At 53.5% G+C, this 23,302-nt stretch carries 21 protein-coding genes and 1 pseudogene; 7 read left to right on the top strand and 15 right to left on the bottom strand.

Going from position 1 to position 23,302, the window contains the following annotated elements:
* Positions 1–40: 40 nt before the first annotated feature.
* Together thrS and LINBF2_RS04515 are read right to left on the bottom strand one after the other, a co-directional pair.
* Positions 41–1,948, bottom strand: a complete 1,908-nt coding sequence (gene thrS / locus LINBF2_RS04520; RefSeq protein WP_281890756.1) for a threonine--tRNA ligase — start codon at positions 1,946–1,948, stop codon at positions 41–43.
* Positions 1,949–2,057: 109 nt separating this feature from the next.
* A complete protein-coding gene (locus LINBF2_RS04515) occupies positions 2,058–2,399 on the bottom strand; it encodes a hypothetical protein (protein WP_281789764.1) in 342 nt (113 codons plus the stop codon).
* Between the two features lie 105 nt (positions 2,400–2,504).
* Between LINBF2_RS04515 and LINBF2_RS04510 the strand changes: the two genes are divergently transcribed.
* Both LINBF2_RS04510 and LINBF2_RS04505 read left to right on the top strand, forming a co-directional pair.
* Positions 2,505–2,777: a helix-turn-helix transcriptional regulator gene (locus LINBF2_RS04510; RefSeq protein WP_281789763.1), complete on the top strand. Its 273-nt coding sequence runs from the start codon at positions 2,505–2,507 to the stop codon at positions 2,775–2,777.
* 15 nt (positions 2,778–2,792) lie between these two features.
* Positions 2,793–3,146, top strand: coding sequence for a DUF4156 domain-containing protein (locus LINBF2_RS04505; RefSeq protein ID WP_281890755.1), 354 nt, complete (start codon positions 2,793–2,795; stop codon positions 3,144–3,146).
* Positions 3,147–3,235: 89 nt separating this feature from the next.
* Here LINBF2_RS04505 and LINBF2_RS04500 read toward each other — a convergent pair.
* Positions 3,236–3,475 (bottom strand): annotated as a pseudogene (locus LINBF2_RS04500) (isocitrate lyase); the annotation flags it as partial.
* Positions 3,476–3,797: 322 nt separating this feature from the next.
* Between LINBF2_RS04500 and LINBF2_RS04495 the strand changes: the two are divergent.
* Positions 3,798–4,673: a DUF2892 domain-containing protein gene (locus LINBF2_RS04495; protein WP_281890753.1), complete on the top strand. Its 876-nt coding sequence runs from the start codon at positions 3,798–3,800 to the stop codon at positions 4,671–4,673.
* Positions 4,674–4,844: 171 nt separating this feature from the next.
* On the opposite strand, the gene LINBF2_RS04490 is transcribed toward LINBF2_RS04495, so the two are convergent.
* Together LINBF2_RS04490 and aceA are read right to left on the bottom strand one after the other, a co-directional pair.
* Complete coding sequence (locus LINBF2_RS04490) at positions 4,845–5,732, bottom strand: alpha/beta hydrolase (protein WP_281890752.1); 888 nt, start codon at positions 5,730–5,732, stop codon at positions 4,845–4,847.
* A 150-nt stretch (positions 5,733–5,882) separates the two neighbouring features.
* On the bottom strand, positions 5,883–7,214 hold the full coding sequence (gene aceA / locus LINBF2_RS04485) for an isocitrate lyase (protein ID WP_281890749.1): 1,332 nt from the start codon (positions 7,212–7,214) through the stop codon (positions 5,883–5,885).
* A gap of 435 nt (positions 7,215–7,649) precedes the next feature.
* On the opposite strand from aceA, the gene LINBF2_RS04480 reads away from it, so the two are divergent.
* Positions 7,650–8,198: an SWIB/MDM2 domain-containing protein gene (locus LINBF2_RS04480; protein WP_281890747.1), complete on the top strand. Its 549-nt coding sequence runs from the start codon at positions 7,650–7,652 to the stop codon at positions 8,196–8,198.
* Positions 8,199–8,262: 64 nt separating this feature from the next.
* Here LINBF2_RS04480 and LINBF2_RS04475 read toward each other — a convergent pair whose 3' ends face one another.
* The 9 genes from LINBF2_RS04475 to LINBF2_RS04435 all read right to left on the bottom strand — a co-directional run bounded on the left by LINBF2_RS04475 (position 8,263) and on the right by LINBF2_RS04435 (position 18,830).
* Positions 8,263–9,471, bottom strand: a complete 1,209-nt coding sequence (locus LINBF2_RS04475; RefSeq protein WP_281890745.1) for an MFS transporter — start codon at positions 9,469–9,471, stop codon at positions 8,263–8,265.
* A 117-nt stretch (positions 9,472–9,588) separates the two neighbouring features.
* Entirely contained in the window at positions 9,589–12,192 is a 2,604-nt protein-coding gene (gene clpB / locus LINBF2_RS04470) for an ATP-dependent chaperone ClpB (protein ID WP_281890742.1), read from the bottom strand.
* Between the two features lie 151 nt (positions 12,193–12,343).
* A complete protein-coding gene (moaE, locus tag LINBF2_RS04465; RefSeq protein WP_281890740.1) occupies positions 12,344–12,826 on the bottom strand; it encodes a molybdopterin synthase catalytic subunit MoaE in 483 nt (160 codons plus the stop codon).
* A 15-nt stretch (positions 12,827–12,841) separates the two neighbouring features.
* Positions 12,842–13,105 (bottom strand): molybdopterin converting factor subunit 1, encoded by a 264-nt coding sequence (gene moaD, locus LINBF2_RS04460; RefSeq protein WP_281890738.1) that lies wholly within the window; start codon positions 13,103–13,105, stop codon positions 12,842–12,844.
* Positions 13,102–14,343, bottom strand: a complete 1,242-nt coding sequence (glp, locus tag LINBF2_RS04455) for a gephyrin-like molybdotransferase Glp (RefSeq protein ID WP_281890736.1) — start codon at positions 14,341–14,343, stop codon at positions 13,102–13,104. The genes moaD and glp overlap by 4 nt, the downstream gene beginning before the upstream one ends.
* On the bottom strand, positions 14,340–14,870 hold the full coding sequence (gene mobB / locus LINBF2_RS04450; protein WP_281890735.1) for a molybdopterin-guanine dinucleotide biosynthesis protein B: 531 nt from the start codon (positions 14,868–14,870) through the stop codon (positions 14,340–14,342). The genes glp and mobB overlap by 4 nt, the downstream gene beginning before the upstream one ends.
* Positions 14,867–16,300 carry a threonine synthase gene (thrC, locus tag LINBF2_RS04445; RefSeq protein WP_281890733.1) on the bottom strand — a complete coding sequence of 478 codons (1,434 nt, stop codon included), beginning with the start codon at positions 16,298–16,300 and terminating at the stop codon, positions 14,867–14,869. The genes mobB and thrC overlap by 4 nt, the downstream gene beginning before the upstream one ends.
* On the bottom strand, positions 16,300–17,610 hold the full coding sequence (locus LINBF2_RS04440) for a homoserine dehydrogenase (RefSeq protein WP_281890731.1): 1,311 nt from the start codon (positions 17,608–17,610) through the stop codon (positions 16,300–16,302). The genes thrC and LINBF2_RS04440 overlap by 1 nt, the downstream gene beginning before the upstream one ends.
* Entirely contained in the window at positions 17,607–18,830 is a 1,224-nt protein-coding gene (locus LINBF2_RS04435) for a pyridoxal phosphate-dependent aminotransferase (RefSeq protein ID WP_281890729.1), read from the bottom strand. The genes LINBF2_RS04440 and LINBF2_RS04435 overlap by 4 nt, the downstream gene beginning before the upstream one ends.
* Positions 18,831–18,894: 64 nt before the next feature.
* On the opposite strand from LINBF2_RS04435, the gene LINBF2_RS04430 reads away from it, so the two are divergent.
* The 3 genes from LINBF2_RS04430 (at position 18,895) to LINBF2_RS04420 (ending at position 21,729) form a co-directional block, all read left to right on the top strand.
* Positions 18,895–19,281, top strand: coding sequence for an Mth938-like domain-containing protein (locus tag LINBF2_RS04430; protein WP_281890727.1), 387 nt, complete (start codon positions 18,895–18,897; stop codon positions 19,279–19,281).
* Positions 19,282–19,430: 149 nt separating this feature from the next.
* Complete coding sequence (locus tag LINBF2_RS04425; RefSeq protein WP_281890725.1) at positions 19,431–19,919, top strand: peroxiredoxin; 489 nt, start codon at positions 19,431–19,433, stop codon at positions 19,917–19,919.
* Between the two features lie 166 nt (positions 19,920–20,085).
* On the top strand, positions 20,086–21,729 hold the full coding sequence (locus LINBF2_RS04420) for a PhoH family protein (protein ID WP_281890723.1): 1,644 nt from the start codon (positions 20,086–20,088) through the stop codon (positions 21,727–21,729).
* Positions 21,730–21,743: 14 nt separating this feature from the next.
* Here the strand turns inward: LINBF2_RS04420 and dnaB are convergent, their stop codons facing one another.
* Entirely contained in the window at positions 21,744–23,156 is a 1,413-nt protein-coding gene (gene dnaB / locus LINBF2_RS04415; protein ID WP_281890721.1) for a replicative DNA helicase, read from the bottom strand.
* Positions 23,157–23,302 lie beyond the last annotated feature (146 nt).

Genomic DNA, 23,302 nt, shown 5'->3' with positions numbered 1-23,302 from the left:
ACGTGTGCGACGCACAACTCTTGGCAATTCCTAAATGAAATTAGCTTTTGAGAGAGATGTCAGAGGCAATCTTTTGGGAGAAGGCTTCGAGGGACATCACACCGAGGTCTTGGTTGCCTCGGGCGCGCACTGCGACGGCGCCAGCTTCCTTCTCTTTGTCGCCTACGACCAAGATGTAGGGAAGCTTTTGCATTGAATGCTCACGTATTTTATACGTGATTTTCTCGTTGCGGAGGTCTAAATCGACCCTAAGCCCTTGATTTCGCAGTGTTTTCGCAACTTCTTTGCAATATTCAGCTTGTGAATCGGTGATATTGAGCACCGCCACTTGGGTTGGCGCCAGCCAAGTGGGCAAGGCGCCAGCGTGCTGTTCGATCAAAATTCCAATGAAACGCTCCATGCTGCCCACGATGGCGCGGTGCAAGATGACGGGGCGTTGACGTGAGCCGTCTTCAGCTGTGTACTCGGCATCCAAGCGCTCTGACAGGTTGAAGTCGACCTGAATCGTGCCGCACTGCCACTCACGGCCAATCGCATCTTTCAGGGTGTATTCAATCTTGGGGCCATAGAAAGCGCCATCGCCTTCAGAGATGACGTACTCGCAACCCGACGCCGTCAAGCTGTCCATCAATGCCTTTTCGGCCTTATCCCACAACTCGTCTGAACCAATGCGGGCTGCCGGACGGGTCGAGACTTTGTACAAAATGTTGGTGAAGCCAAAATCTTCGTAGACCTTCTTGAGCACCTTGGTGAAGGTGTCGCACTCAGGCAAGATTTGGTCTTCGGTACAGAAGATGTGGCCATCATCCTGCGTGAAACCACGCACACGCATGATGCCGTGCAAGCCGCCCGATGGCTCGTTGCGGTGACATTGGCCAAACTCGCCGTAGCGCAGTGGCAGGTCGCGGTAGCTCTTGATGCCTTGCTTAAAGATCAAGATGTGGCCAGGACAGTTCATCGGCTTCAGAGCGTAGTCACGCTTTTCAGACTCGGTGGTGAACATGTTGTCGCGGTACTTGTCCCAGTGACCAGTTTTTTCCCACAGCGACTTGTCAATGATTTGCGGGCCTTTGACTTCAAGGTAACCGTTGTCACGGTAAACCTGGCGCATGTACTGCTCGATGGTCTGCCACACGCTCCAACCCTTGGGGTGCCAGAACACCAAACCAGGGGCGTGTTCGTCGATGTGAAACAAATCAAGTTCGCGACCCAGCTTGCGATGGTCGCGCTTCTCAGCCTCTTCGAGGCGCTTGAGATAGAGCTGCAAATCGTCTTTGCTGGCCCAAGCTGTGCCGTAGATACGTTGCAGCATTTCGTTTTTGCTGTCGCCGCGCCAGTAGGCACCAGCCACTTTCATCAGCTTGAAATGCTTGAGCTTGCCAGTGCTGGGCACGTGTGGTCCACGGCACAGATCTTCAAAATTGCCTTCGCGGTACAAGCTCACGTCTTCGTTGCTAGGAATGCTGGCAATGATTTCTGCTTTGTAGTGCTCGCCCAAGCCCTTGAAATAAGCCACGGCTTCGTCGCGCGGCAACACACGACGGACCACGGCCTCGTCTTTGTTCGTCAACTCGGTCATGCGCTTTTCAATGGCGGCCAAGTCTTCAGGCGTGAAGCCACGCGTGAATGAAAAGTCGTAAAAGAATCCGTCGTCAATAACAGGGCCAATGGTGACTTGCGCCTCGGGGAACAGCTCCTTCACCGCATAGGCCAACAAATGGGCGGTGGAGTGACGAATCACCTCCAAGCCTTCAGCGTCTTTGGCTGTGATGATGGCCAAGCTCGCGTTGCTGCTCATCGTGTAGCTGGTGTCCACCACCTTGCCATCGACCTTGCCTGCCAATGCAGCCTTGGCCAAACCAGCGCCAATCGATGCGGCCACCTCGGCCACGGTCACGGGGCCTGGAAATTCACGTTGCGAACCGTCGGGAAGAGTAATTTGAACCATGTGTTTTCAATGAAAAAAGCGCGGCAAAGGCCGCGCTTGGAATGAGTGCCTAAACGCCAAGCAATGATTTTAGCGCTGAGCCTCACAGATGCAGGTTACAAAAAATTTCTCACTTTTGACTTTGGTACGAACCAGGTACTTGGCAACTCTTTTGATTCATCAAATTAGCCAAATTAACCTTACGGTTTTCTGCCGCTGCAATCGCTTCGTTTGCATTCATATATGTGCCGATGATGGCTGGCCAAAACAGCAAGCGCGCTGCGTTACCACCCGTTACGCCCTTTTCGCCCTCTGCTTCTTTTTTGAAGCGATCTGCATCTGAGTATTCATTTTGCAATTGAGCACAAGACAAACCCGCGTCACCAGGTTTCATGCTCTGAACAACCGTTGGTGACGCGCAACCGATCAATGACGCAACAACTACCAACAAAAAAAGGTATGTATTTTTCATATTTTTTCCAAATTCTTTAAAAAGTTCATTTCGTTTTAAACGGACACCTTCATTTGAGAAGCAAACTCCGTAGATGCAAGCTTAGCATATTGGGATGCTTCTAGGGTGTCAGCCAAACCAACTCCTCCCAAAAAGAAACCCGCGAAAAATGACCTCCGCGGAGTACTTGCATGGCATATCCGGACGCTGCGGGTTGAAAAAGGATGGTCGCAAGAAAAATTAGCCCTCTCCTGCGATCTCGACAGAACTTATGTGTCAGCGGTCGAGCGAAGTGTTTGGAACGTGTCGTTGGCTAATATCGAACGCCTCGCCGAAACTTTAGGCGTTGAGCCATGGATGCTGTTAGCACCAATTGATATGCACATTAATTCAAAATAAGAGGCTATTCACCACATGACACTCAATGCAGGAATATGCACAACGAAGTTGAAGCTTCTCAGTGGCTGCATCATCTCGACATCCTTGTTGATGGGGTGCGCCAACAGCTTCCTCAAACCAGCCGCGGGCTCTGAACGCGTATTGCTGATGAAGACCAATCAAGTGACACACTGTCAGTCACTTGGCAAAGTCAATGTAATTGTCGTCACCAAAGTGGGCATCTACAACCGCGACGCGGATGCCGTAGAGGCCAACTTGCTGCAGCTTGGGCAAAACAATGCGGTGGAATTAGGCGGCGACACGCTGGTGAAAGACGCCACACCAGAATTTGGCAAGCAGATATTTGCGGTCTACAAATGCAAGCGCTGACCGTCTGAATAAAAAACCACCCAACGCTCGCGCGCTGAGTGGTCTCAAGCCCTATTTAAACCAAGAGACAGCCTTCTCAGGCCATCTCTTCATTGACGTGCTTGGTGGAACTGTTTTTCTTCAGTAGAACCTGTGAGGGCTTTCACAGAAGATGAACCGCCTTGGATCACAGTAGTCACGTCGTCGAAGTAGCCTGCGCCCACTTCTTGTTGGTGTGACACGAAGGTGTAACCCTTGTCGCGTGCTGCGAATTCAGGCTCTTGCACCATGTTGACGTAGTGCTTCATGCCTTCGCCGTTAGCGTAGGCATTGGCGAACTGGAACGTGTTGATCCTTCCGAGCCAGTTGAAAACTCTAATAGTTTCATTAGCTTAGGGATAAAACGGCGGCACTAAAAGGACACCACGCACCGGCATCCCAAAGTCACACCAGAAACAGAGCTGATTTTCCAGATCGGGGGCACCAAAACTCGTTAGGGGTGACCTCCCACCAAATTTTCATCGGTAGAAGTTGGGGGAAGGATGGAGGGGAAAAATTATCAACACGTTTCCAACGCCCCTGCGCTTTGTTAAGCCAAGGTAAAGCCTCGTTCAAGAGGAAGCAATATAAATATAAGCATGCTTTAATATAAAAACTTAGAAGGATCAAAAAATGAAGAACGTCGGTAAATTAGATCAATTCATTCGAATCGCAATTGGCACAATGTTCATCGTCATGTCATTCTTCTGGCTAGCACAGCCATGGATGATCGCTAGCTACATCGCAGGTGCAATCATGCTTGTTAGCGCAGTCTTCAGCTTCTGCCCACTATATCGATTGGTACATTGCAAAACAAATGCTGCATCGTCGGTCAGCACGAAAGCATGGCTCGTTTTAGCACTCATTGTTTGTAGTGCTGCGTATGCAAGCGCTTGGTTCACAAAGAAGAACTTCCTTGAAGACTTCAATCAAATGAACAACCATTACAAGCAAACGCTATTTTTGACAGGCAAAGGCGAGCGCTCATCAGCAATCGCCAACTATGAAAAATGGGCTCCAGCCTATTCTGAGTTCCAACTTAAATACGCGAACTATCGACCATTTGCATTAAAAACAGATAAGCAATTCGATAGTGATCTAAAAACTGTCAGCACCATTCTTCGTGACGTTGAAGTTTTAGTTCGCACTGGTGACTTACACCAAGCACACCTAGACCTTGAGAAGGTTCGTCCTGTTTTTCAAGAACTTTTTAAACGCAATGGTTTTTCAATGCTATCTATCGCATTGATTGATTTCCACGATGCAATGGAGCTTATTCTTGAAGCTGCTGAACACAAAGATGCCAGCAAAACAACGACACTGTATGAAGAAGTGTCTGGCAAACTGAAGGCCGTTGAAGAAGTTGCCAATGACCCTGAAATTAAAGCCATTCGAGCGAACTTAGACAGCCTTCAGCAATCGGCTCTCCGCGGTGAAAAAGAGGTACTCCCCACAAAAGCTGCCACGCTGAAAAGCAGCTTTGTTAAGGTGTATTTGACTCGCGGCTAATCAAAAAAACCCAGCTCACCAATTGTGTAAGTGAGCTGGGGTTTCCTAACTACGAGCCCCCACAGGGTCCCAGTTCACATCTATAGCTTGAGCCACTGAATCAGCCGCAGCAGAAAGCGTCTCTTGCGATAGATGCGAATACCGCTCTGTATTCTTGAGCGATGCTGGCATTCACGGATTACCAACAAACTCAGCAATCTTGCCTGTCATCATCCAATCTGCTATAGCTTCCAAAGCATCAAGCTCCCGTCCTTGGTAAGAGTGATAGTGACCTGCTCTACATGGGTCCCCTTCAGGAATACCGCCTCGAACTGTGATGAGATTTTTTCCTGCAATCGCTTGTATCGGTGCATAGGCGGTACCAGCACAGGCGTCAGATTCGTTGTGAACGAAAACCCAAGGCGCACTCGCCTTACTCATATCCATCTGTTTAATGGAGCGACCGTAATCAAAAAATCGCCCACCACCCGAAATAGACATAGAAGCGGAATGAATGCTTCCTTGAATTTGGTCACCCAATCGGGTAGCTAGCCAGCGTGAAGATACGCTTCCGTAACTGTGGCCCCAAATGAAAACTCGCTCAATTCCTTTTTGATCTTTCAGATGTTTGATTAATTGAGAGATGTCTGCGGCGTGCTGCTCTGATGAACGGTAAGTGTCACTACAGCCAAAAGGATCAGCAGATCTAACGCTACTACCCCACTGATCTGTTGGGCAATCTACAGCTACAAAGGTCACGCCTTTAGAGGGGAAAAAATCAATCTTGGTAAAAGCATACAAGCCGCTTCTGCTTGCGGCTTTTAGAAATCTTTGAGGATCAAGTTTTTCAGGTATCCAAAGAATCCCTGGCCATCCTGTAAAAAACAGGACTGCGGTTTTTGGTTTTGTATTTTCAACATTCGCGGATATCGCCCTCAGCACTGCAGGTGACTTGCTGAAAAGTCCATACTCACGGCCAAGATCAATTTGAATCGTCTCGACATCTAACGCTTGCGATCTGGCTGTCGTTGAAGCGAGCCCGAGGAATATTGAAAAAGCTAGTTGGAGAAGTATTTTCATAAGGACCAAGATAAATTAATGTTGATCTGACAAATTTAATCACAAACACTTTACCCAAGAAAAAACCACCCAACGCTTTCACGCTGAGTGGTCTCAAACCTTGTTCAATCCAAGAGACAGCCCTTACAGACCATCTCTCAATTGAAGTGCTTAGTGGAACTGTTCTTCTTCAGTAGAACCTGTGAGGGCTTTCACAGAAGATGAACCGCCTTGAATCACGGTAGTGACGTCGTCGAAGTAGCCTGCGCCCACTTCTTGTTGGTGTGACACGAAGGTGTAACCCTTGTCGCGCGCTGCGAACTCAGGCTCTTGCACCATGTTGACGTAGTGCTTCATGCCTTCGCCGTTGGCGTATGCATTGGCAAACTGGAAGGTGTTGTACCAGTTGATGTGGATACCAGCCAATGTGATGAACTGGTATTTGTAACCCAATGCTGACAAGTCTTCTTGGAACGAAGCGATTTGGCTGTCGTTGAGGTTCTTCTTCCAGTTGAAAGAAGGTGAGCAGTTGTAAGACAACAGCTTGCCTGGGCATGCAGCGTGCACAGCTTGTGCGAATTCGCGAGCGAAGCCGATATCTGGCACGCCTGTTTCGCACCACACCAAGTCAGCGTAAGGAGCGTATGCAACGCCGCGGCTGATGGCTTGTTCCAAACCGTTTTTGACGCGGTAGAAACCTTCTTGAGTACGCTCGCCTGTCAAGAATGGCTTGTCGTTGGCGTCGTGGTCAGAAGTGATCAAGTTAGCAGCTTCAGCATCGGTACGTGCCAACACGATGGTGGATGTACCCATGACGTCAGCAGCGAAACGTGCAGAGATCAATTTCTCGCAAGCTTCTTGTGTTGGCACCAACACTTTGCCGCCCATGTGACCGCATTTCTTCACAGCAGCCAATTGGTCTTCGAAGTGAACGCCAGCAGCGCCAGCAGTGATCATGTTCTTCATCAATTCGAAAGCGTTCAGCACGCCACCGAAACCGGCTTCAGCGTCAGCCACGATTGGCAAGAAGTAGTCGATGAATTCTTTGTCGCCTGGGTTGATGCCACGGCCCCATTGAATTTCGTCAGCGCGTTTGAATGTGTTGTTGATGCGGCGAACCATGGTTGGCACAGAGTCGTACGCGTAGAGCGATTGGTCTGGGTACATGGTTTCAGATGTGTTGCCGTCAGCAGCAACTTGCCAGCCTGACAAGTACACAGCTTCCAAGCCAGCTTTGGCTTGTTGCATGGCTTGACCAGCAGAGATCGCGCCGAATGCGTTGACGTAGCCTTTCTTGGCGCCACCGTTGACTTTTTCCCAGAGCTTTTCTGCACCGCGCTTGGCAAGTGTGTGCTCGATAGGCATGCTGCCGCGCAAGCGCACGACGTCAGCAGCAGAGTAACCACGCTTCACGCCTTTCCAGCGTGGGTTGGTCGCCCAGTCTTTTTCGAGGGCGGCGATTTGTTGTTCGCGGCTGAGTTGTTCGTTCAGTGATTGAGGCATGGTTCGCTCCAGAAAGTTAAGTGGTTATCGATGGATCGACTATAAGTCTTATAGAAGACTTGATTCGCGTCTTATGTCTTATATAAGAATTTATTTTTATTCAATCAAATCAATATGTTACTGAACTTATTCTGCATTGTGGAACTTGATTTCTCATATCAAGAAAAAATATTGCACCGCAGCATATCTATATATTGCAATATGAAATGATTTTTCAAATATGAGCAAGCGCGACAGCACAGTCCTGATTCAGAACATGCGTCGCTGGCACAGACACACTGGGCATGTCATGACAACCCCTCGCAAAAAACAACATCCTCCAATGAAAAAGTTGTTTTTAGCTTGGAAAGACGTGCGTTCTCAATTAGCATCCGCATTGCTCTAGAGCGATATCTCTAAGGCTTGCAAACAAAAACTTCTAGAAGGAAATCAACCATGGCAACTGCAAAAAAAGCTCCGGCTAAAAAAGTGGCAGCAAAGAAAGCTGCTCCAGCTAAAAAAGTAGCAGCGAAAAAAGCTGCACCTGCTAAAAAAGTAGCGGCGAAAAAAGCTGCACCTGCTAAAAAAGTAGCGGCTAAGAAGCCTGCCGCTAAAAAAGTAGTTGCTAAAAAAGCCCCAGCGAAGAAAGCTGCCCCCGCTAAAAAGCCAGTAGCCAAAAAAGTTGCTGCTAAAAAGGTTGTCGCCAAGAAAGCCCCAGCTAAAAAAGCTGCGGCCAAAAAAGCACCTGCAAAGAAGCGCACGCCCAATGCTGCGTTCATGAAAGCCCTCACACCTAGCGCCGCATTGGCTGCTGTGATCGGTAACACTGCAGTGCCACGCACTGAAGTCGTGAGCAAAATGTGGACGTACATCAAAAAGCACGGTCTGCAAGACAAAGTCAACAAGCGCAACATCAACGCTGACGACAAGCTCAAGCAAGTGTTTGGCAAAGCCCAAGTCACCATGTTTGAATTGGCTGGCTTGATCGGCAAGCACCTGAAGTAATTCAGACTCTGCCTCAATGAAAAAGGGACCTCACGGTCCCTTTTTTATGGCCTGTACATGTCAATCAGACATGCGCAGTTCTGCGCCCCACCCCCAGCGCCACGCCCACACTGAGCATCAACACCACAGCGGCGCCTAGCAAGGTGGCACCGTACCAGCCGTGATCCATGAAGACACCAAAGATCAATGGTGAAATGGCAAAGCCCGTGTCCAACCCCGAATACACCATGCCATACACGCGACCTGTGGCTCCCTTGGGCGTGGCTTTCTTGATCATCATGTCACGCGATGGACCGCCAACGCCAATGGCCAAACCCGTGGCGGCCAAGATGACCATGGTGAGTTCTGCACTCAACCACCCACTGCCACACAAGGCCATACAAATGGCACCTGCTGTCATGCAGCCTGCCACCACCTTGTCACTTTGGCGAGGCCAACGTGCAGCCACAAAGCCGCCTACAAACATGCCAGCTGCGGCGCACAGCATGTACGCCGTCAAGGTGAAGGTGGCCGCTTCAAAGGTGACGTGGTGCAGTGCTTGCAAAATTGACACAGCAAAGCTTTGCACCACGGCCAGGGTCATGGTGGAGAGCAAGAAAAAACCAAAGCACCACCACACCACGGGGATTTTTAAAAAGTCCAAAGTACTGGCGTCTCCCGCCGTGGGCTTGTGGCTCACCACATCAGCGTGTAGTAAATCACGCTGCCACAGCAACACTGCCAAGATCGCAACAAACAAGAGGGCAGCACACACATAGGCCGTGCGCCAATCAAACGCTGCACTCAAGCCCACCATGAACACGGGCGCCAGTGCCCAGCCCAAATTACCCGTTAGCCCGTGTGCGCTGAAGGCATAGCCCAAGCGAGGCGCGGACACTTTTTGGTTGAGGATGGTGAAGTCCACCGGATGAAACGAACAGTTGCCCAGCCCTAGCAACGCAGCGCCCAACATCAGCCCCACATAGCTGTCAGCTACCGACACGACCAAACAGCCTGCGGCCATCAACAACAACGCAACAAACAACACGGGGCGTGCACCCAAACGGTCCACCACAAAACCCGCTGAGGCTTGGCCGATCCCCGAGACGACAAAAAACACCGTCATCAAAAACCCAAGCTCCGAATAGCTCAAGCCAAACGTGCTGATGAACACCGGGAACATGAGGGGCAACAACAGGTGCGAGAAGTGCGAGCTGGCGTGTGCAACGCCCACCAAGCCAATGACGGCAGCATCATCGCGCCAAGGGTTGGATGCGGGGTTTAAGGAAGTCATAAAAAAAGCGCAGCAGTGTGGGATGAAACATCCTAACTGCTGCGCTTGATGAACGCGGTCGACTGAGGGACAAGCCCCCTGACCCGACAAGGGGCAAGCCCACTTAGCTGCCGAGTGTCAAACCTCGGCTTTGGTGAAGGCAAACTCGCCGGGCGCACGCACGGGATCGACGTTGACCGCAATCGTGTCTTTGGGCAAGAACTTGCCCTCCAGCAGCAACTTCGACAACGGGTTCTCAATGCGCTGTTGAATGGCACGCTTCAACGGACGCGCACCAAACACGGGGTCAAAGCCCACCTTGGCCAGCTCGGCCAATGCGGCGAGTGACACATCCAAGGTCAAGTCCATCTTGGTCAATCGTGCACCCAAGATTTTGAGCTGAATGCCCGCAATGCTGGTGATGTGCTCGGCATCCAAAGCGTGGAACACCACGGTCTCGTCAATGCGGTTCAAGAACTCAGGACGGAAGTGCGACTTGAGTTCATCCCACACCGCATCTTTGATGTCTTGCGGGTCTTGCCCCACCATGCTTTGGATGATGGGCGAGCCGATGTTAGAGGTCATAACGATGACGGTGTTTTTAAAGTCCACCGTACGGCCTTGGCCATCGGTCAAACGGCCGTCGTCAAGCACTTGCAGCAAGATGTTGAACACATCAGGATGAGCCTTCTCCACCTCGTCCAGCAGCAACACGCTGTAGGGGTTGCGGCGCACGGCTTCGGTCAAATAGCCGCCCTCGTCGTAGCCCACATAGCCAGGGGGCGCACCCACCAAGCGGCTGACCGAATGCTTCTCCATGAACTCGCTCATGTCGATGCGAATCATGTGGTCTTCGCTGTCAAACAAGAAGCCGGCCAAAGCCTTGCACAGCTCAGTTTTACCCACACCGGTTGGGCCAAGGAACAAGAACGAGCCTGTCGGACGATTGGGGTCACCCAAACCAGCACGCGAGCGGCGAATGGCGTTGGCCACCGCCGTGATGGCCTCTTCTTGGCCCACCACACGGTCATGCAACTTGTCTTCCATTTGCAAGAGCTTGTCGCGCTCGCCTTGCATCAGCTTGGACACAGGGATGCCTGTGGCACGCGCCACCACTTCTGCAATTTCTTCAGCACCCACTTGCGTGCGCAGCAAGCGGTTACCGCCTGCCGCATTGGCCTTGCCGCTTTCGCGCGCGTTGGCTTCCTTCATGCGCTTTTCAAGCTCGGGTAATTTGCCGTATTGCAACTCGGCTACTTTGTTGAACTCGCCCTTGCGCGTGAGCTCTTCAATTTGATGACGCAAACGGTCAATCTCTTCTTTGAGTTGCGCACCGCCGTGGGCAGATGATTTTTCGGCCTTCCAAATCTCGTCCAGATCGGCGTACTCTTTGCCAATCTTTTCAATCTCTTCTTCGAGCAGCTCCATGCGCTTCTTAGACGCTTCGTCTTTTTCTTTGCGCACGGCTTCGCGCTCAATCTTGAGCTGAATCAGGCGGCGGTCGAGCTTGTCCATTACCTCGGGCTTAGAGTCGATTTCAATTTTGATTTTGGCGGCTGCCTCGTCAATCAAGTCAATCGCTTTGTCGGGCAAGAAGCGGTCGGTGATGTAGCGGTGGCTCAACTCGGCCGCTGCCACGATGGCGGGATCGGTGATCTCTACCCCATGGTGCACTTCGTACTTCTCTTGCAAGCCACGCAAAATGGCAATGGTGGCTTCGACCGAAGGTTCGCCCACGATGATTTTTTGAAAACGACGCTCTAAAGCTGCATCTTTTTCGATGTACTTGCGGTATTCATCCAAGGTGGTCGCGCCCACGCAGTGCAGCTCGCCACGCGCCAAAGCGGGTTTGAGCATGTTGCCTGCGTCCATCGCGCCTTCGGCCTTGCCAGCACCCACCATGGTGTGGAGCTCGTCGATGAACACAATGGTTTGGCCTTCGTCTTGCGCCAATTCTTTGAGCACACTTTTCAAGCGCTCTTCAAACTCACCACGGTATTTCGCGCCGGCCAGCAATGAGGCCATGTCGAGCGACAACACGCGTTTGCCTTTGAGCGAATCAGGCACCTCGCCTGCCACGATGCGCTGTGCCAAGCCCTCGACAATCGCGGTCTTGCCCACGCCTGGCTCACCGATGAGCACGGGGTTGTTTTTGCTGCGACGTTGCAGCACTTGAATGGCACGGCGAATTTCATCGTCACGGCCAATCACGGGATCGAGCTTGCCAAGCCGCGCACGCTCAGTCAGGTCCATGCAGTATTTTTTGAGCGATTCGCGTTGGCCTTCGCTCTCGGCGTTGTCCACTTTTTGGCCACCGCGCACGGCTGTGACCGCGGCCTCTAGCGATTTACGATTTAGGCCGTTTTGCGTGGCGAGCTTGCCCCAGTTGCCTTTGTTGTCGCACATGGCCAACAAGAACAATTCGCTGGCTACAAACTGGTCGCCGCGTTTGATGGCTTCTTTTTCAGCGGCCTGAATCAAGGACACGGTGTCGCGCCCCACTTGCACCTGCTCTTGGCCTTCGACTTTGGGCAATCGGTTCATCGCGTCTTCGGCTGAGGACAGCAAGCCCGACACATTGGCACCCGCGCGCTGCAACAGGGATTTAGGGCCATCGTCTTGGCGCAGCATGGCGACCAACACATGGGACGGCTCGATGTAGGCGTGGTCGCCCCCGAGGGCGAGCGACTGGGCATCGCCCAAAGCTTCTTGAAACTTGGTGGTGAGTTTGTCAATACGCATGGAAACTCCGAGTTATTTGTTGAATTAGTCAGTATTTGAGGCTACTGGCCGCTATTTCAAGTGGGCCTAGAACAGTCGGCTTTGACGTGGATCAAAGCACCGCAGATTCAACCATTCGCCCACGCCTTTGTCCGTGCGGTGGCGCACACCGTTAAGGCGCGACGGTATTGCTGGCTTGTATGCCCCAACGAGCCAAGGCTTGGTCGTCACTCACACGGGCATCGACCCAGCGTGCGCCTTCGGGCGTGACTTCTTTTTTCCAAAATGGCGCTTGGGTTTTGAGGTAGTCCATCAAAAACTCGCAAGCCTTGAAGCTCTCGCCGCGGTGGGCAGAGGTCACCGCCACGAAGACGATTTGATCTTCTGGGTGCAACAAACCCACGCGGTGGATCACACGCGCAGCAAAGATGTCAAAGCGTTTCTTGGCTTCGTCCATCATGGCCGAGATGGACTTCTCGGTCATGCCGGGGTAATGCTCTAGCTCCATGCTGGCGACCGAGCTGCCGTCATTGCGCTCGCGCACTGTACCTAAAAACGAGCACACCGCCCCCACCCGCGCATCGCCCGTACGCAAGGCGGCAAGCTCTTGGCTCACATCAAAGTCTTGGGTTTGGATGCTGACGGTGAAGGACATGGTTTGCCTTCTGCGTTAACCGCCGGTGACGGGCGGGAAGAAGGCCACTTCGCAGCCTTCGCTCAACATAGCCGTGTCTTCGCACAGATCTTGGTTTAAGGCCATGCGCACGGCGCGGCCATGGGCCAGCACTTCGGCGTAAGCGCCACCGCGAGCAATCAGTTCATCACGCAAAGCTTTGAGCGTGGCGGCTTGTGTGCTCACGCTTTCGCTGCCCTGCCCAATGGCTTCGCGAATGGACGCAAAGTACTTGAGGTTCACGCTGTAGGTCACGCTCATGCCAGCCACTCCGCAAAGGAAATAAAGCGAACGGTATCGCCTTTGGCAATGGTTTGACCAGCAGGGTTATCCACCACGCCATCGCCCCACACCGCCGAGGTGAGCACACCGGAGCTTTGGTTCGGGAACAAATCGAGACCACCTTGGGCATTGCGTTTGACACGCAAAAACTCGCGGCGTTTGTCAGCCCGGGGCCAATCGAAGTGCGCTGTTATTTCAGTGCGTGCGATGTCGGTCTTCGTGACGCCTTGCAGAGCCAACACAAACGGACGCACCAACAACAAGAAGGTGACAAAGCTGGACACTGGGTTGCCGGGCAAGCCCATGAAGTGGCAGTCATCACTATCAGCATCACGGTTCACCTTGCCATAGGCAAAGGGTTTGCCAGGTTTGATGGCCAGTTGCCACAGGTTCAATTCGCCCAAGCTTTCCACAGCAGGTTTGATGTGGTCTTCTTCGCCCACCGACACGCCGCCGCTGGTGAGAATCAAATCATGGTGCTGGGCCGCATCGCGCAAAGCGGCGATGGTGGCCTCGCGTTTGTCGGGCACGATGCCAAGGTCAGTCACCTCGCAGCCCAAGCGCTGCAACATGGCGCGCAAGAAAAAACGGTTGGAGTTGTAAATTGCACCAGCGGGCATAGCCTCAGGGGCTACATCGCCAGGCATGACCAACTCATCACCCGTGGAGAACAACGCCACACGCGGGCGTGCGGACACCTGCAACTGAGCCAATCCAATGCTGGCGGCCAAGCCCAACTCAGCGGGTGTCAAGCGTGTACCCTTACTCAGCACCGTCGCACCGCGTGTGACGTCTTCGCCCGAGCGGCGAATCCACTGTCCTGCCGGCACAGCCTTGCTCACCTTGACTTGATCGCCCTCTAAGGCTTCGCAGTCCTCTTGCATGACCACAGCATCAGCACCAGGCGGGATGGGTGCGCCGGTGAAGATACGGGCAGCCTCACCCGCATTGAGCTGCGTGCCGTGTGTGCCAGCGGGAATGCGTTGCGTCACGCGCGACACAGCATCTGCTTGCGCGCAATCAGACGCACGCACGGCATAACCATCCATCGAACTGTTGTCTTGCGGGGGCACTTGCAAGGCGGCAACCACGTCTTGTACGAGCACGCGACCATCGGCCTCAAACGTCGACACGGTTTCTACGCGAGGCAATGCAACAGCTTGCGCCAGCAATTGCGGCAACGCGTCATCGAGTGAAAGCAAAGCAGGACGGGTCATAGCAAAGGTGGGTTGTATTCGAAACGGTCTTCGTTGGCCACCAACCATTCGGTGATGGCATAGGGGTCATTCAAATCAAGCACAGGACGCTGCGTGGCCTCTGGCATGTCTTGCGGTGAATCAGTGGCAATGGCCACCACAAAGTCATCATGCGGGTAACGCACAGGCTGCTCAGACGCTTTACGCCAAACCTCAACCTTGAGCAAATCGCTTTTCTTAAAGCCCTCGACCAAGACCCAATCGACGCCGTCGTACACCTCGGCCAACAGGTGGTGCACCGAGAGCTGCGCAGGTTGTTCAAACTGACGCTGCAATACCAAGCGTTGGTTCGATGCCACCAGCACCTCAAACGCGCCTGCTTCGCGGTGACGCCAGCTGTCTTTGCCGGGCTTGTCGATGTCAAAGTTGTGATGCGCGTGTTTGACCACAGACACGCGCAAACCTTTCATGCGCATACAGCCAATCAGCTGCTCCACCAAAGTGGTTTTTCCTGAGCCGGAGTAACCAGCAAAGGCGACGACTTTCATGCGTGGTCGCAATGCTGGGTGATGTACGCCTTAATTTGCGCCACATCTGCCTTCATCACCTGCACGCGCTTAGGCAAGGCTTCGATGCCTTCAAACTTGGCCGGCCGATGGGGCTCTTGGCCCAAGGCTTCCACGATGGTGGCCGCAAATTTGATGGGCAAAGCAGTTTCCAGCACGATCATCGGCACGCCAGCCTTGATGTGTTCACGCGCCACTTTCACGCCGTCGGCGGTGTGCGTGTCGATCATCTCGCCAAAGCGTTTGTGCACGTCTTGGATGGTGGCCAATCGGTTGGCATGTGTGCTCTTGCCGCTGGCAAAACCGTAACGCGCTGCTGCTTCTGCAAAGTGTGGATTGCCACTCAGGTCGAACTTGCCGTTCTTCGAGATTTGTGGTCCAAACAAGTCTTTGGTGAGCGCCGCGTCGCGACCGAGTAAATCGAACACAAAGCGTTCGAAGTTGCTGGCCTTGGAAATATCCATCGATGGGCTAGAGGTTTCGTGCGTGTCAGCACTTCCGCGCACGCGGTACACGCCGGTGCGGAAGAACTCGTCGAGCACATCGTTTTCGTTGGTGGCAGCCACCAAGGTGTCCACAGGCAAGCCCATCATGCGGGCCACATGGCCTGCGCAGACGTTTCCAAAGTTGCCACTCGGCACAGTGAAGCTCACCTTTTGGCTGTTGGCGGTGGTCGCTTGGAAATAGCCTGCGAAATAGTACACCACTTGGGCCAACAAACGCGCCCAGTTGATGGAGTTGACCGTGCCAATTTTGTATTTGGTTTTGAAGTCCAAATCGTTGGACACGGCCTTGACCAAGTCTTGGCAATCGTCAAACACGCCTTCGATGGCGATGTTGTGGATGTTCTCATCCATCAAGCTGAACATTTGCGCTTGTTGGAACGGGCTCATGCGGCCGTGTGGGCTGGTCATGAACACGCGCACACCTTTTTTGCCACGCATGGCGTATTCGGCCGCGCTGCCAGTGTCGCCACTGGTCGCGCCAAAAATGTTCAATTCTTCGCCACGGCGTGCCAACTCGTATTCAAACAAGTTGCCCAGCAGTTGCATGGCCATGTCTTTGAACGCGAGCGTTGGTCCGTTGGACAAAGCCTCGACCCACAAGCCGTCTTCTAACTTGCGCAGAGGCACGATGGCCTCGGTGCCGTAAACCTCTTTGGTGTAGGTCTTGGCGCACAAGGCTTTTAAGTCAGCCGCAGGAATGTCGTCGATGTAGAGCGACAGCACTTCAAATGCCAATGCTGCGTAGCCTTGTGTGTTGAACGTGTTGCGCAAACGCGTGAGCGCTGCATCGTCCACCTGTGGGTAGTGCTCGGGCAAATACAAACCACCATCGGGGGCCAAGCCCTCGAGGAGGATTTCACAAAAACGCTTGCGCTCGGCATGGCCGCGCGTGGACAAATACAGCATCAGTTCAACTCTTCTTTGCGGATGCGGGTGATCGGGGCCAACACGGTGGTCAGCTTTTGCATTTCAGCAAGGGCTTCATTCATCTTGGCTTCCACGCAATCGTGGGTCAAGATGATGAGGTCGGTGTGGCTCTCGCCCTCACCGGCTTCGCGCTGCAACACGGCATCAATGCTGATGTCGGCGTTGGCCAAAATACCTGTGACCTTGGCGAGCACACCCGCTTGATCGGCCACGCGCAAACGCAGGTAGTAGCTGGTGACCACTTGGGCCATTGGCAGAATCGGCAAGTTGCTCATCGCGTCTGGCTGGAAGGCCAAATGCGGCACTCGGTTGAGTGGGTCTGCGGTATGCAAACGTGTGATGTCCACCAAGTCGGCGATCACCGCGCTGGCAGTGGGCTCGCTGCCAGCGCCTTTGCCGTAATACAGCGTGGTGCCCACGGCGTCAGCGTGCACCATCACCGCATTCATCGCACCTTCAACGTTGGCAATCAAACGCTTGGCGGGCACCAAGCAAGGATGCACGCGCAGCTCAATGCCTGCAGCGGTGCGCTTGGAAATACCCAAGAGCTTGATGCGGTAACCGAGTTGTTCGGCGTACTTGATGTCTTGTGATTCGAGCTTGGTGATGCCTTCGACATAGGCCTTGTCAAACTGCACAGGTACGCCAAACGCAATGGCCGACATGAGCGTGGCTTTGTGCGCGGCGTCCACACCTTCGATGTCGAAGGTCGGGTCAGCTTCGGCATAGCCCAAGGCTTGCGCTTGCTTGAGCACGTCGTCAAAGGTCAAACCCTTGTCGCGCATCTCCGACAAGATGAAGTTGGTCGTGCCGTTGATGATGCCGGCCAGCCACTGAATGCGGTTGGCCGTCAGGCCTTCGCGCAAAGCTTTGATGATGGGAATACCGCCAGCAACTGCAGCTTCAAACGCCACCATCACGCCCTTTTTGTGGGCGGCGGCGAAGATTTCTGTGCCGTGCACGGCGAGCAATGCCTTGTTGGCTGTCACCACATGCTTACCCGCTTCGATGGCTTCGAGCACGAGTTGTTTGGCGATGCCGTAGCCACCAATGAGTTCGACCACGATGTCGATATCTGGGTTGGCAATGATCTTGCGCGCATCGTCCACCACTTGCACATTCACACCCACGATGCTTTTGGCACGTGCCACATCGAGGTCAGCCACCATCGTGACTTCAATGCCGCGACCGGCGCGACGTTGGATTTCTTCTTGATTGCGTTTGAGCACTTCGTAAGTGCCGCTGCCCACAGTGCCAATGCCTAAGAGGCCAACTTGAATCGGTTTCATGCTTTTCTGTTTCGGTAGTTTTCTAAGAATTTTGCGATGCGTGAGATGGCCTCACGCAAGTCGTCTTCGTGGGGCAAGAACACGATACGGAAGTGGTCCGTGGTCTTCCAGTTAAAGCCCGTGCCCTGCACCAACATGACCTTGGTTTCTTGGAGCAACTCTAAGAAAAACTGTTGGTCATCTTTGATGGGGTACACCTTGGGATCCAAGCGCGGGAACATGTACAGCGCGGCTTGCGGCTTCACGCATGTCACGCCAGGAATGGCGGTAATGAGTTCATAGGCCAAGTCACGTTGCTTGCGCAAACGGCCGCCCTCGCCCACCAAATCGTTGATGCTTTGGTAGCCGCCCAAGGCGGTTTGAATGGCCCACTGGCCTGGCACGTTGGCACACAAGCGCATGTTCGAGAGCATGTTGAGGCCCTCGATGTAATCGGCTGCAGGCTTTTTGTCACCCGACACCACCAGCCAACCCGCGCGATAGCCGCATGAGCGGTAGCTCTTGGACAGCGAGTTGAAGGTGAGCGTCAACACGTCTTCGCTCAAGCTGCCAAGCGGCGTGTGTTTGACGCCGTCGTACAAAACTTTGTCGTACACCTCGTCGGCAAAAATGATCAAGCCATGCTTGCGTGCGAGGTCGACGATTTGCATCAGCAATTCGTCTGAATACAAAGCACCCGTTGGGTTGTTGGGGTTAATGACCACAATACCCTTGGTGTTCTTGGTGATCTTCGAACGAATGTCTTCGATGTCAGGCATCCAACCATTCGCTTCGTCACACACATAGTGCACGGGTGTGCCGCCAGACAAGCTGACCGCTGCAGTCCACAACGGATAGTCGGGCGCAGGCAACAGCAACTCGTCGCCGTTATTCAGCAAGCCGTTGGTGGCCATGACGATGAGTTCACTCGCGCCATTGCCCAAGTAAATGTCATCGAGCGTGACGCCTTTGATGCCTTGCTTTTGCGTCTCGTGCATCACCGCTTTGCGGGCGCCAAAAATGCCTTTGCTGTCCGAGTAACCCGCCGAGGTGGGCAGGTTGCGGATCATGTCTTGCTGAATTTCTTCAGGCGCATCAAAGCCAAACACGGCCAAGTTGCCGATGTTGAGTTTGATGATCTTGTGGCCTTCCTCCTCCATTTGACGCGCTCGGTCCATGATGGGACCGCGAATGTCATAACAGACGTTGGACAGCTTGTTGGATTTTTGGATCTTCTTCAAAGTCCCTCCGAGGGCTCTTTTACAGGGTGAAACCTATAATTTGACCACAGATCTCAAGGCATTTATGAAATTACAACCCGATCGCATCGAGACCCAGTCCGTCACCGCCTATGGCCCAGGATGGATTGCCATCCAAGGCGAAAAAATCGCGCACAGTGTGCTGATCACCTCCGAGGGGCTGCGCCTCGATTGGGATTGCCAAAGTTTTGAAGATTTAGGCCCACAACACTTCGCACAACTGGCCGAGTTAGATGTGGAGTTGGTGATCTTTGGCAGCGGTGAACGTTTGCGTTTCCCCAAGCCCGAATGGCAAGTGGGCTTGATGCAGCGCCGCTTAGGTCTAGAGACCATGGATACACAAGCGGCTTGCCGCACTTACAACATCTTGGCGGGCGAAGGCCGCAAAGTAGCGGCGGCATTATTAATCGAAGCTTCTACAAGTAAGAATTAAGAACACGCTTCGCCGCGCATCTGCTTGATGCGTTGATTCGTATGCAAGCCTAGGTTTCTAAGTTAAAATAGTGGGTTGCCGGAAGGGGGCTGTCTCGACAGTCGCCTCCTTCATCCGGCCGTTTGAACTGTCACACCTGATTGAGCGCTATGGCAATTGTTGTCAACAAACCCCTCCCCGAATTTGAAGCCAACGCCACAGGCGGCATTAAGGTAAGCAACACCTCGCACAACGGCCAAGTGATGGTCTTGTACTTTTACCCAAAGGACAACACACCTGGCTGCACCACAGAGGCCATGCAGTTCCGCGACAAGTACAAAGACTTCGTCAAAGCTGGCGCCATGGTGTTTGGCGTGTCACGCGACAACATGAAGTCGCATGATGAATTCAAAACCAAACTCGAACTGCCCTTTGAGCTGATTGCTGACACAGAAGAAAAAATGTGCCACATGTTTGGCGTTGTGAAAAACAAAATCATGTACGGCAAAAAAGTCAAAGGCATTGAGCGCAGCACCTTCTTGGTGGGCGCTGATGGCTTGCTGAAAGAAGAGTGGCGCGGCCTCAAAGTGCCAGGCCATGTGGACGAAGTGCTCAAAGCGGTCAAGGCTTTGAAGAAAGCCGCTGCAGCCGCTGCTTAATACCCCCGCTAAAACTGTCACAGAGCTCGGTTATAGTGGCTCCATGACATTGACAGAAGCGAACACGTTTCCAACAAAAAGCCGCCTTGGCCTCCAGGCGGCTTTTTCGCTTTTTGAATCTAAATTCCGGTTTTTTCTTTGCGTTTCAACTCTTTAAGTTTCATCTATGCCACTGCCTCCCGCCCCCGCCAAACGTGCCGCTTTGTTGAACACCGAGGGCTTAGATGCCGCAGCGCCTAAATCGCGCAGCACACGCAAATCGGCACCGCGCCGTGACACCCACGAAGTCGAAGCACCAGTGCCCACCAAAGCACCAGAAGCGCCACTCGCCGCACGCAAATCCGAACCCATGCCCGCCTACAAAGGCGAGCGCAAAGCAGCCGCCCCCGCGCGTGCAGCCGCTCCTAAAAAGAAACACACAGGCCCTACTAAGCTGTTTGTGCTCGACACCAATGTGTTGATGCATGACCCGATGTGCTTGTTCCGCTTCGAAGAACACGATGTGTTCTTGCCCATGATCGTGCTCGAAGAGCTCGATGGCCACAAAAAAGGCATGACCGAAGTGGCGCGCAACGCGCGCCAAACCAGCCGTTCGCTTGATGCTTTGGTGGCTTCGCACGGCGCAGACATCACGACAGGCATTAAGCTTGACGGCACAGGCCACATTCAAGTGGGGGGCCGTTTGTTCTTCCAAACCGAGCCGCTTGATTTCACCCTGCCTTCTAGCCTGCCCCAAGGCAAAGCCGACAACCAAATTTTGGGAGTGGTCGAGGCCCTGCGCATCAAGCACGCACCGCGCGAAGTGGTGTTGGTCTCCAAAGACATCAACATGCGCGTCAAAGCACGCGCCTTGGGTCTGGCCGCTGAGGACTACCAAAACGACAAGACTCTGGAAGACGGTGACCTCCTCTACTCGGGCGCCATCGCCCTACCCGAAGACTTCTGGCTCAAGCACGCCAAAGAGGTGGAAAGCTGGCAAAGCGGCAGCCACACCTTCTACCGCCTAAGCGGCCCTTTGGTACCCGACCTGCACATCAATCAGTTTGTGTATTACGAGTCAGCCGGTGAGCCAAGTCTCTATGCCCGTGTGACCGAAATTCGCGGCAACACCGTGGTGTTGAAAACGCTCAAAGACTTCACGCATCTCAAAAATGCCGTCTGGGGCGTGACCACCCGCAACCGCGAACAAAACTTCGCGATGAACTTGCTGACCGATCCAGAAATTGACTTCGTCACCCTCACTGGCACTGCAGGCACCGGCAAGACCTTGATGGCCTTGGCCGCAGGCCTGACGCAAGTATTGGACGACCGTCGCTACACCGAAATCATCATGACGCGTGCCACCGTGAGCGTGGGCGAAGACATTGGTTTCTTGCCCGGCACCGAAGAAGAAAAAATGGGTCCATGGATGGGCGCCTTAGACGACAACCTTGAAGTGCTGGCCAAGACCGACACCAACTCGGGCGACTGGGGCCGTGCCGCGACCAATGATTTGATTCGCAGCCGCATCAAGATCAAGAGCTTGAACTTCATGCGTGGACGCACGTTCTTGAACAAGTACCTCATCATCGATGAAGCCCAGAACTTGACGCCCAAGCAAATGAAAACGCTCATCACGCGCGCAGGTCCTGGGACCAAGATTGTGTGCATGGGCAACTTGGCACAGATCGACACGCCTTACCTGACAGAAGGCTCATCGGGCCTGACGTATGCGGTAGACCGTTTCAAAGGTTGGCCACATGGCGGCCACATCACCTTGGCCCGTGGCGAGCGCTCACGCTTGGCTGACTTTGCCAGTGAAGTGCTTTAAGCCTTAAGAGCTAGCTAGTAGTCGCCACCACTGCTGTAGCCACTGGCCAAGCTTTCGAACTTGGTGAGTGGCTTCAAGAAAGCCAGCTTGACGGTTCCAGTGGGGCCGTTACGCTGCTTACCGATGATGACCTCGGCTACGCCTGGTTCTTTGGATTCTTTGTTGTAGTAATCGTCGCGGTAAATGAACATAATCACGTCCGCGTCCTGCTCAATCGCACCCGATTCACGCAAGTCACTCATCATGGGACGTTTGTCGGTGCGTTGTTCCACGCTTCGGTTGAGCTGGGACAAGGCGATCACAGGGCATTGCAGCTCTTTGGCGAGCATTTTCAATCCACGAGAAATTTCGCCAATCTCGGTGGCACGGTTGTCGCCACCGCTGCTGCTAGAGCCGCTCATGAGCTGCAAATAGTCGACCACGATGAGACCAAGCTTGCCGCATTGACGCGACAAGCGACGCGCGTTGGCACGCAGCTCACTCGGGGTCAAGCCTGGTGTTTCGTCAATGTGCAGCGACACATTGCGTAACTTCTCAATGGCCTCGGTCAGACGCGGCCACTCGTCATCGCTCAACTTGCCCGTGCGCAAGTGGCCTTGGTCCACACGGCCAATCGAACCCACGATACGAACCGCCAACTGCGCGGCACCCATTTCCATCGAGAACACCGCCACGGGCAAGCCTTCGTTCAAGGCCACATGCTCGGCAATGTTGATGGCCAACGCTGTTTTGCCCATGGATGGACGCGCTGCCAACACAATCAAATCGCCGGGCTGCAAGCCTGAGGTCATGCGGTCAAAGTCAATGAAGCCCGTGGGTACACCCGTAATATCGCTCTGGCTGTCCGCCATTTCCTGCACACGGTCTAACAAGTCAACTACCAACTGCGGCATGGCTTGAAAACCTTGCTTCATGCGCGAGCCTTCTTCACCGATGTTGAAGATTTTTTGCTCAGCTTCATCCAAGATTTGGGCCACCGCTCTGCCCTGCGTGTTGAAGGCGTTGGTGGCAATTTCATCGCTGGCCGTCACCAGCTTGCGCAGGATAGAACGCTCGCGCACGATTTCGGCATAACGTCGGATATTGCTGGCGCTCGGCACGTATTGCGCCAAAGCGTTGAGGTAACCCAAGCCGCCGATTTCCTCGGCTTTGCCTAATGCTTGCAAGTGTTCATACACCGTGATCACGTCAGCCGGACGGCTGGTGTTCACCAAGGCGCCAATGGCGGCATACACCTGCTTGTGCTCGTAGCGGTAGAAGTCACCATCTACCAACAAGTCGCCAACCCGGTCCCAAGCGCCGTTGTCCAGCAACAAACCGCCCAAAACGCTGGACTCGGCCTCGATAGAGTGCGGCGGAATGCGCAGTTGTGCAATTTGCTGGTCGTGAGAGAAGCTCTCATCAAAGCTGTTAGAGGCGGCTGACATGGTGATCCTGTAAAACACACATCCTAAGCCCAGAGGCGTTCAAAGCTTGGGATAACTCTGTGGATAAGAGGTGGGTTAGCTGGGGAAATGCAAAGAACAAATAAAAAAGCCGCTCCGAAGAGCGGCTTCATGTGATGCAGAAAAGC

Origin of the sequence: Limnohabitans sp. TEGF004 (genome assembly GCF_027924965.1) — a bacterium.
Taxonomy (GTDB): Bacteria; Pseudomonadota; Gammaproteobacteria; order Burkholderiales; family Burkholderiaceae_C; genus Limnohabitans.
This window is presented reverse-complemented; position numbering and strand designations above follow the sequence as displayed.

Bases quoted from the DNA above. Each gene is read 5' to 3' on its own strand.
- LINBF2_RS04490 (WP_281890752.1), bottom strand. From the start codon at position 5,732: ATGAAAATACTTCTCCAACTAGCTTTTTCAATATTCCTCGGGCTCGCT.
- LINBF2_RS04480 (WP_281890747.1), top strand. From the start codon at position 7,650: ATGGCAACTGCAAAAAAAGCTCCGGCTAAAAAAGTGGCAGCAAAGAAA.
- dnaB (WP_281890721.1), bottom strand. From the start codon at position 23,156: ATGTCAGCCGCCTCTAACAGCTTTGATGAGAGCTTCTCTCACGACCAG.
- LINBF2_RS04425 (WP_281890725.1), top strand. From the start codon at position 19,431: ATGGCAATTGTTGTCAACAAACCCCTCCCCGAATTTGAAGCCAACGCC.
- glp (WP_281890736.1), bottom strand. From the start codon at position 14,343: ATGACCCGTCCTGCTTTGCTTTCACTCGATGACGCGTTGCCGCAATTG.
- LINBF2_RS04505 (WP_281890755.1), top strand. From the start codon at position 2,793: ATGACACTCAATGCAGGAATATGCACAACGAAGTTGAAGCTTCTCAGT.
- clpB (WP_281890742.1), bottom strand. From the start codon at position 12,192: ATGCGTATTGACAAACTCACCACCAAGTTTCAAGAAGCTTTGGGCGAT.
- LINBF2_RS04430 (WP_281890727.1), top strand. From the start codon at position 18,895: ATGAAATTACAACCCGATCGCATCGAGACCCAGTCCGTCACCGCCTAT.
- LINBF2_RS04420 (WP_281890723.1), top strand. From the start codon at position 20,086: ATGCCACTGCCTCCCGCCCCCGCCAAACGTGCCGCTTTGTTGAACACC.
- LINBF2_RS04495 (WP_281890753.1), top strand. From the start codon at position 3,798: ATGAAGAACGTCGGTAAATTAGATCAATTCATTCGAATCGCAATTGGC.
- LINBF2_RS04515 (WP_281789764.1), bottom strand. From the start codon at position 2,399: ATGAAAAATACATACCTTTTTTTGTTGGTAGTTGTTGCGTCATTGATC.
- moaD (WP_281890738.1), bottom strand. From the start codon at position 13,105: ATGAGCGTGACCTACAGCGTGAACCTCAAGTACTTTGCGTCCATTCGC.
- thrC (WP_281890733.1), bottom strand. From the start codon at position 16,300: ATGCTGTATTTGTCCACGCGCGGCCATGCCGAGCGCAAGCGTTTTTGT.
- moaE (WP_281890740.1), bottom strand. From the start codon at position 12,826: ATGTCCTTCACCGTCAGCATCCAAACCCAAGACTTTGATGTGAGCCAA.
- aceA (WP_281890749.1), bottom strand. From the start codon at position 7,214: ATGCCTCAATCACTGAACGAACAACTCAGCCGCGAACAACAAATCGCC.
- mobB (WP_281890735.1), bottom strand. From the start codon at position 14,870: ATGAAAGTCGTCGCCTTTGCTGGTTACTCCGGCTCAGGAAAAACCACT.
- LINBF2_RS04475 (WP_281890745.1), bottom strand. From the start codon at position 9,471: ATGACTTCCTTAAACCCCGCATCCAACCCTTGGCGCGATGATGCTGCC.
- LINBF2_RS04440 (WP_281890731.1), bottom strand. From the start codon at position 17,610: ATGAAACCGATTCAAGTTGGCCTCTTAGGCATTGGCACTGTGGGCAGC.
- thrS (WP_281890756.1), bottom strand. From the start codon at position 1,948: ATGGTTCAAATTACTCTTCCCGACGGTTCGCAACGTGAATTTCCAGGC.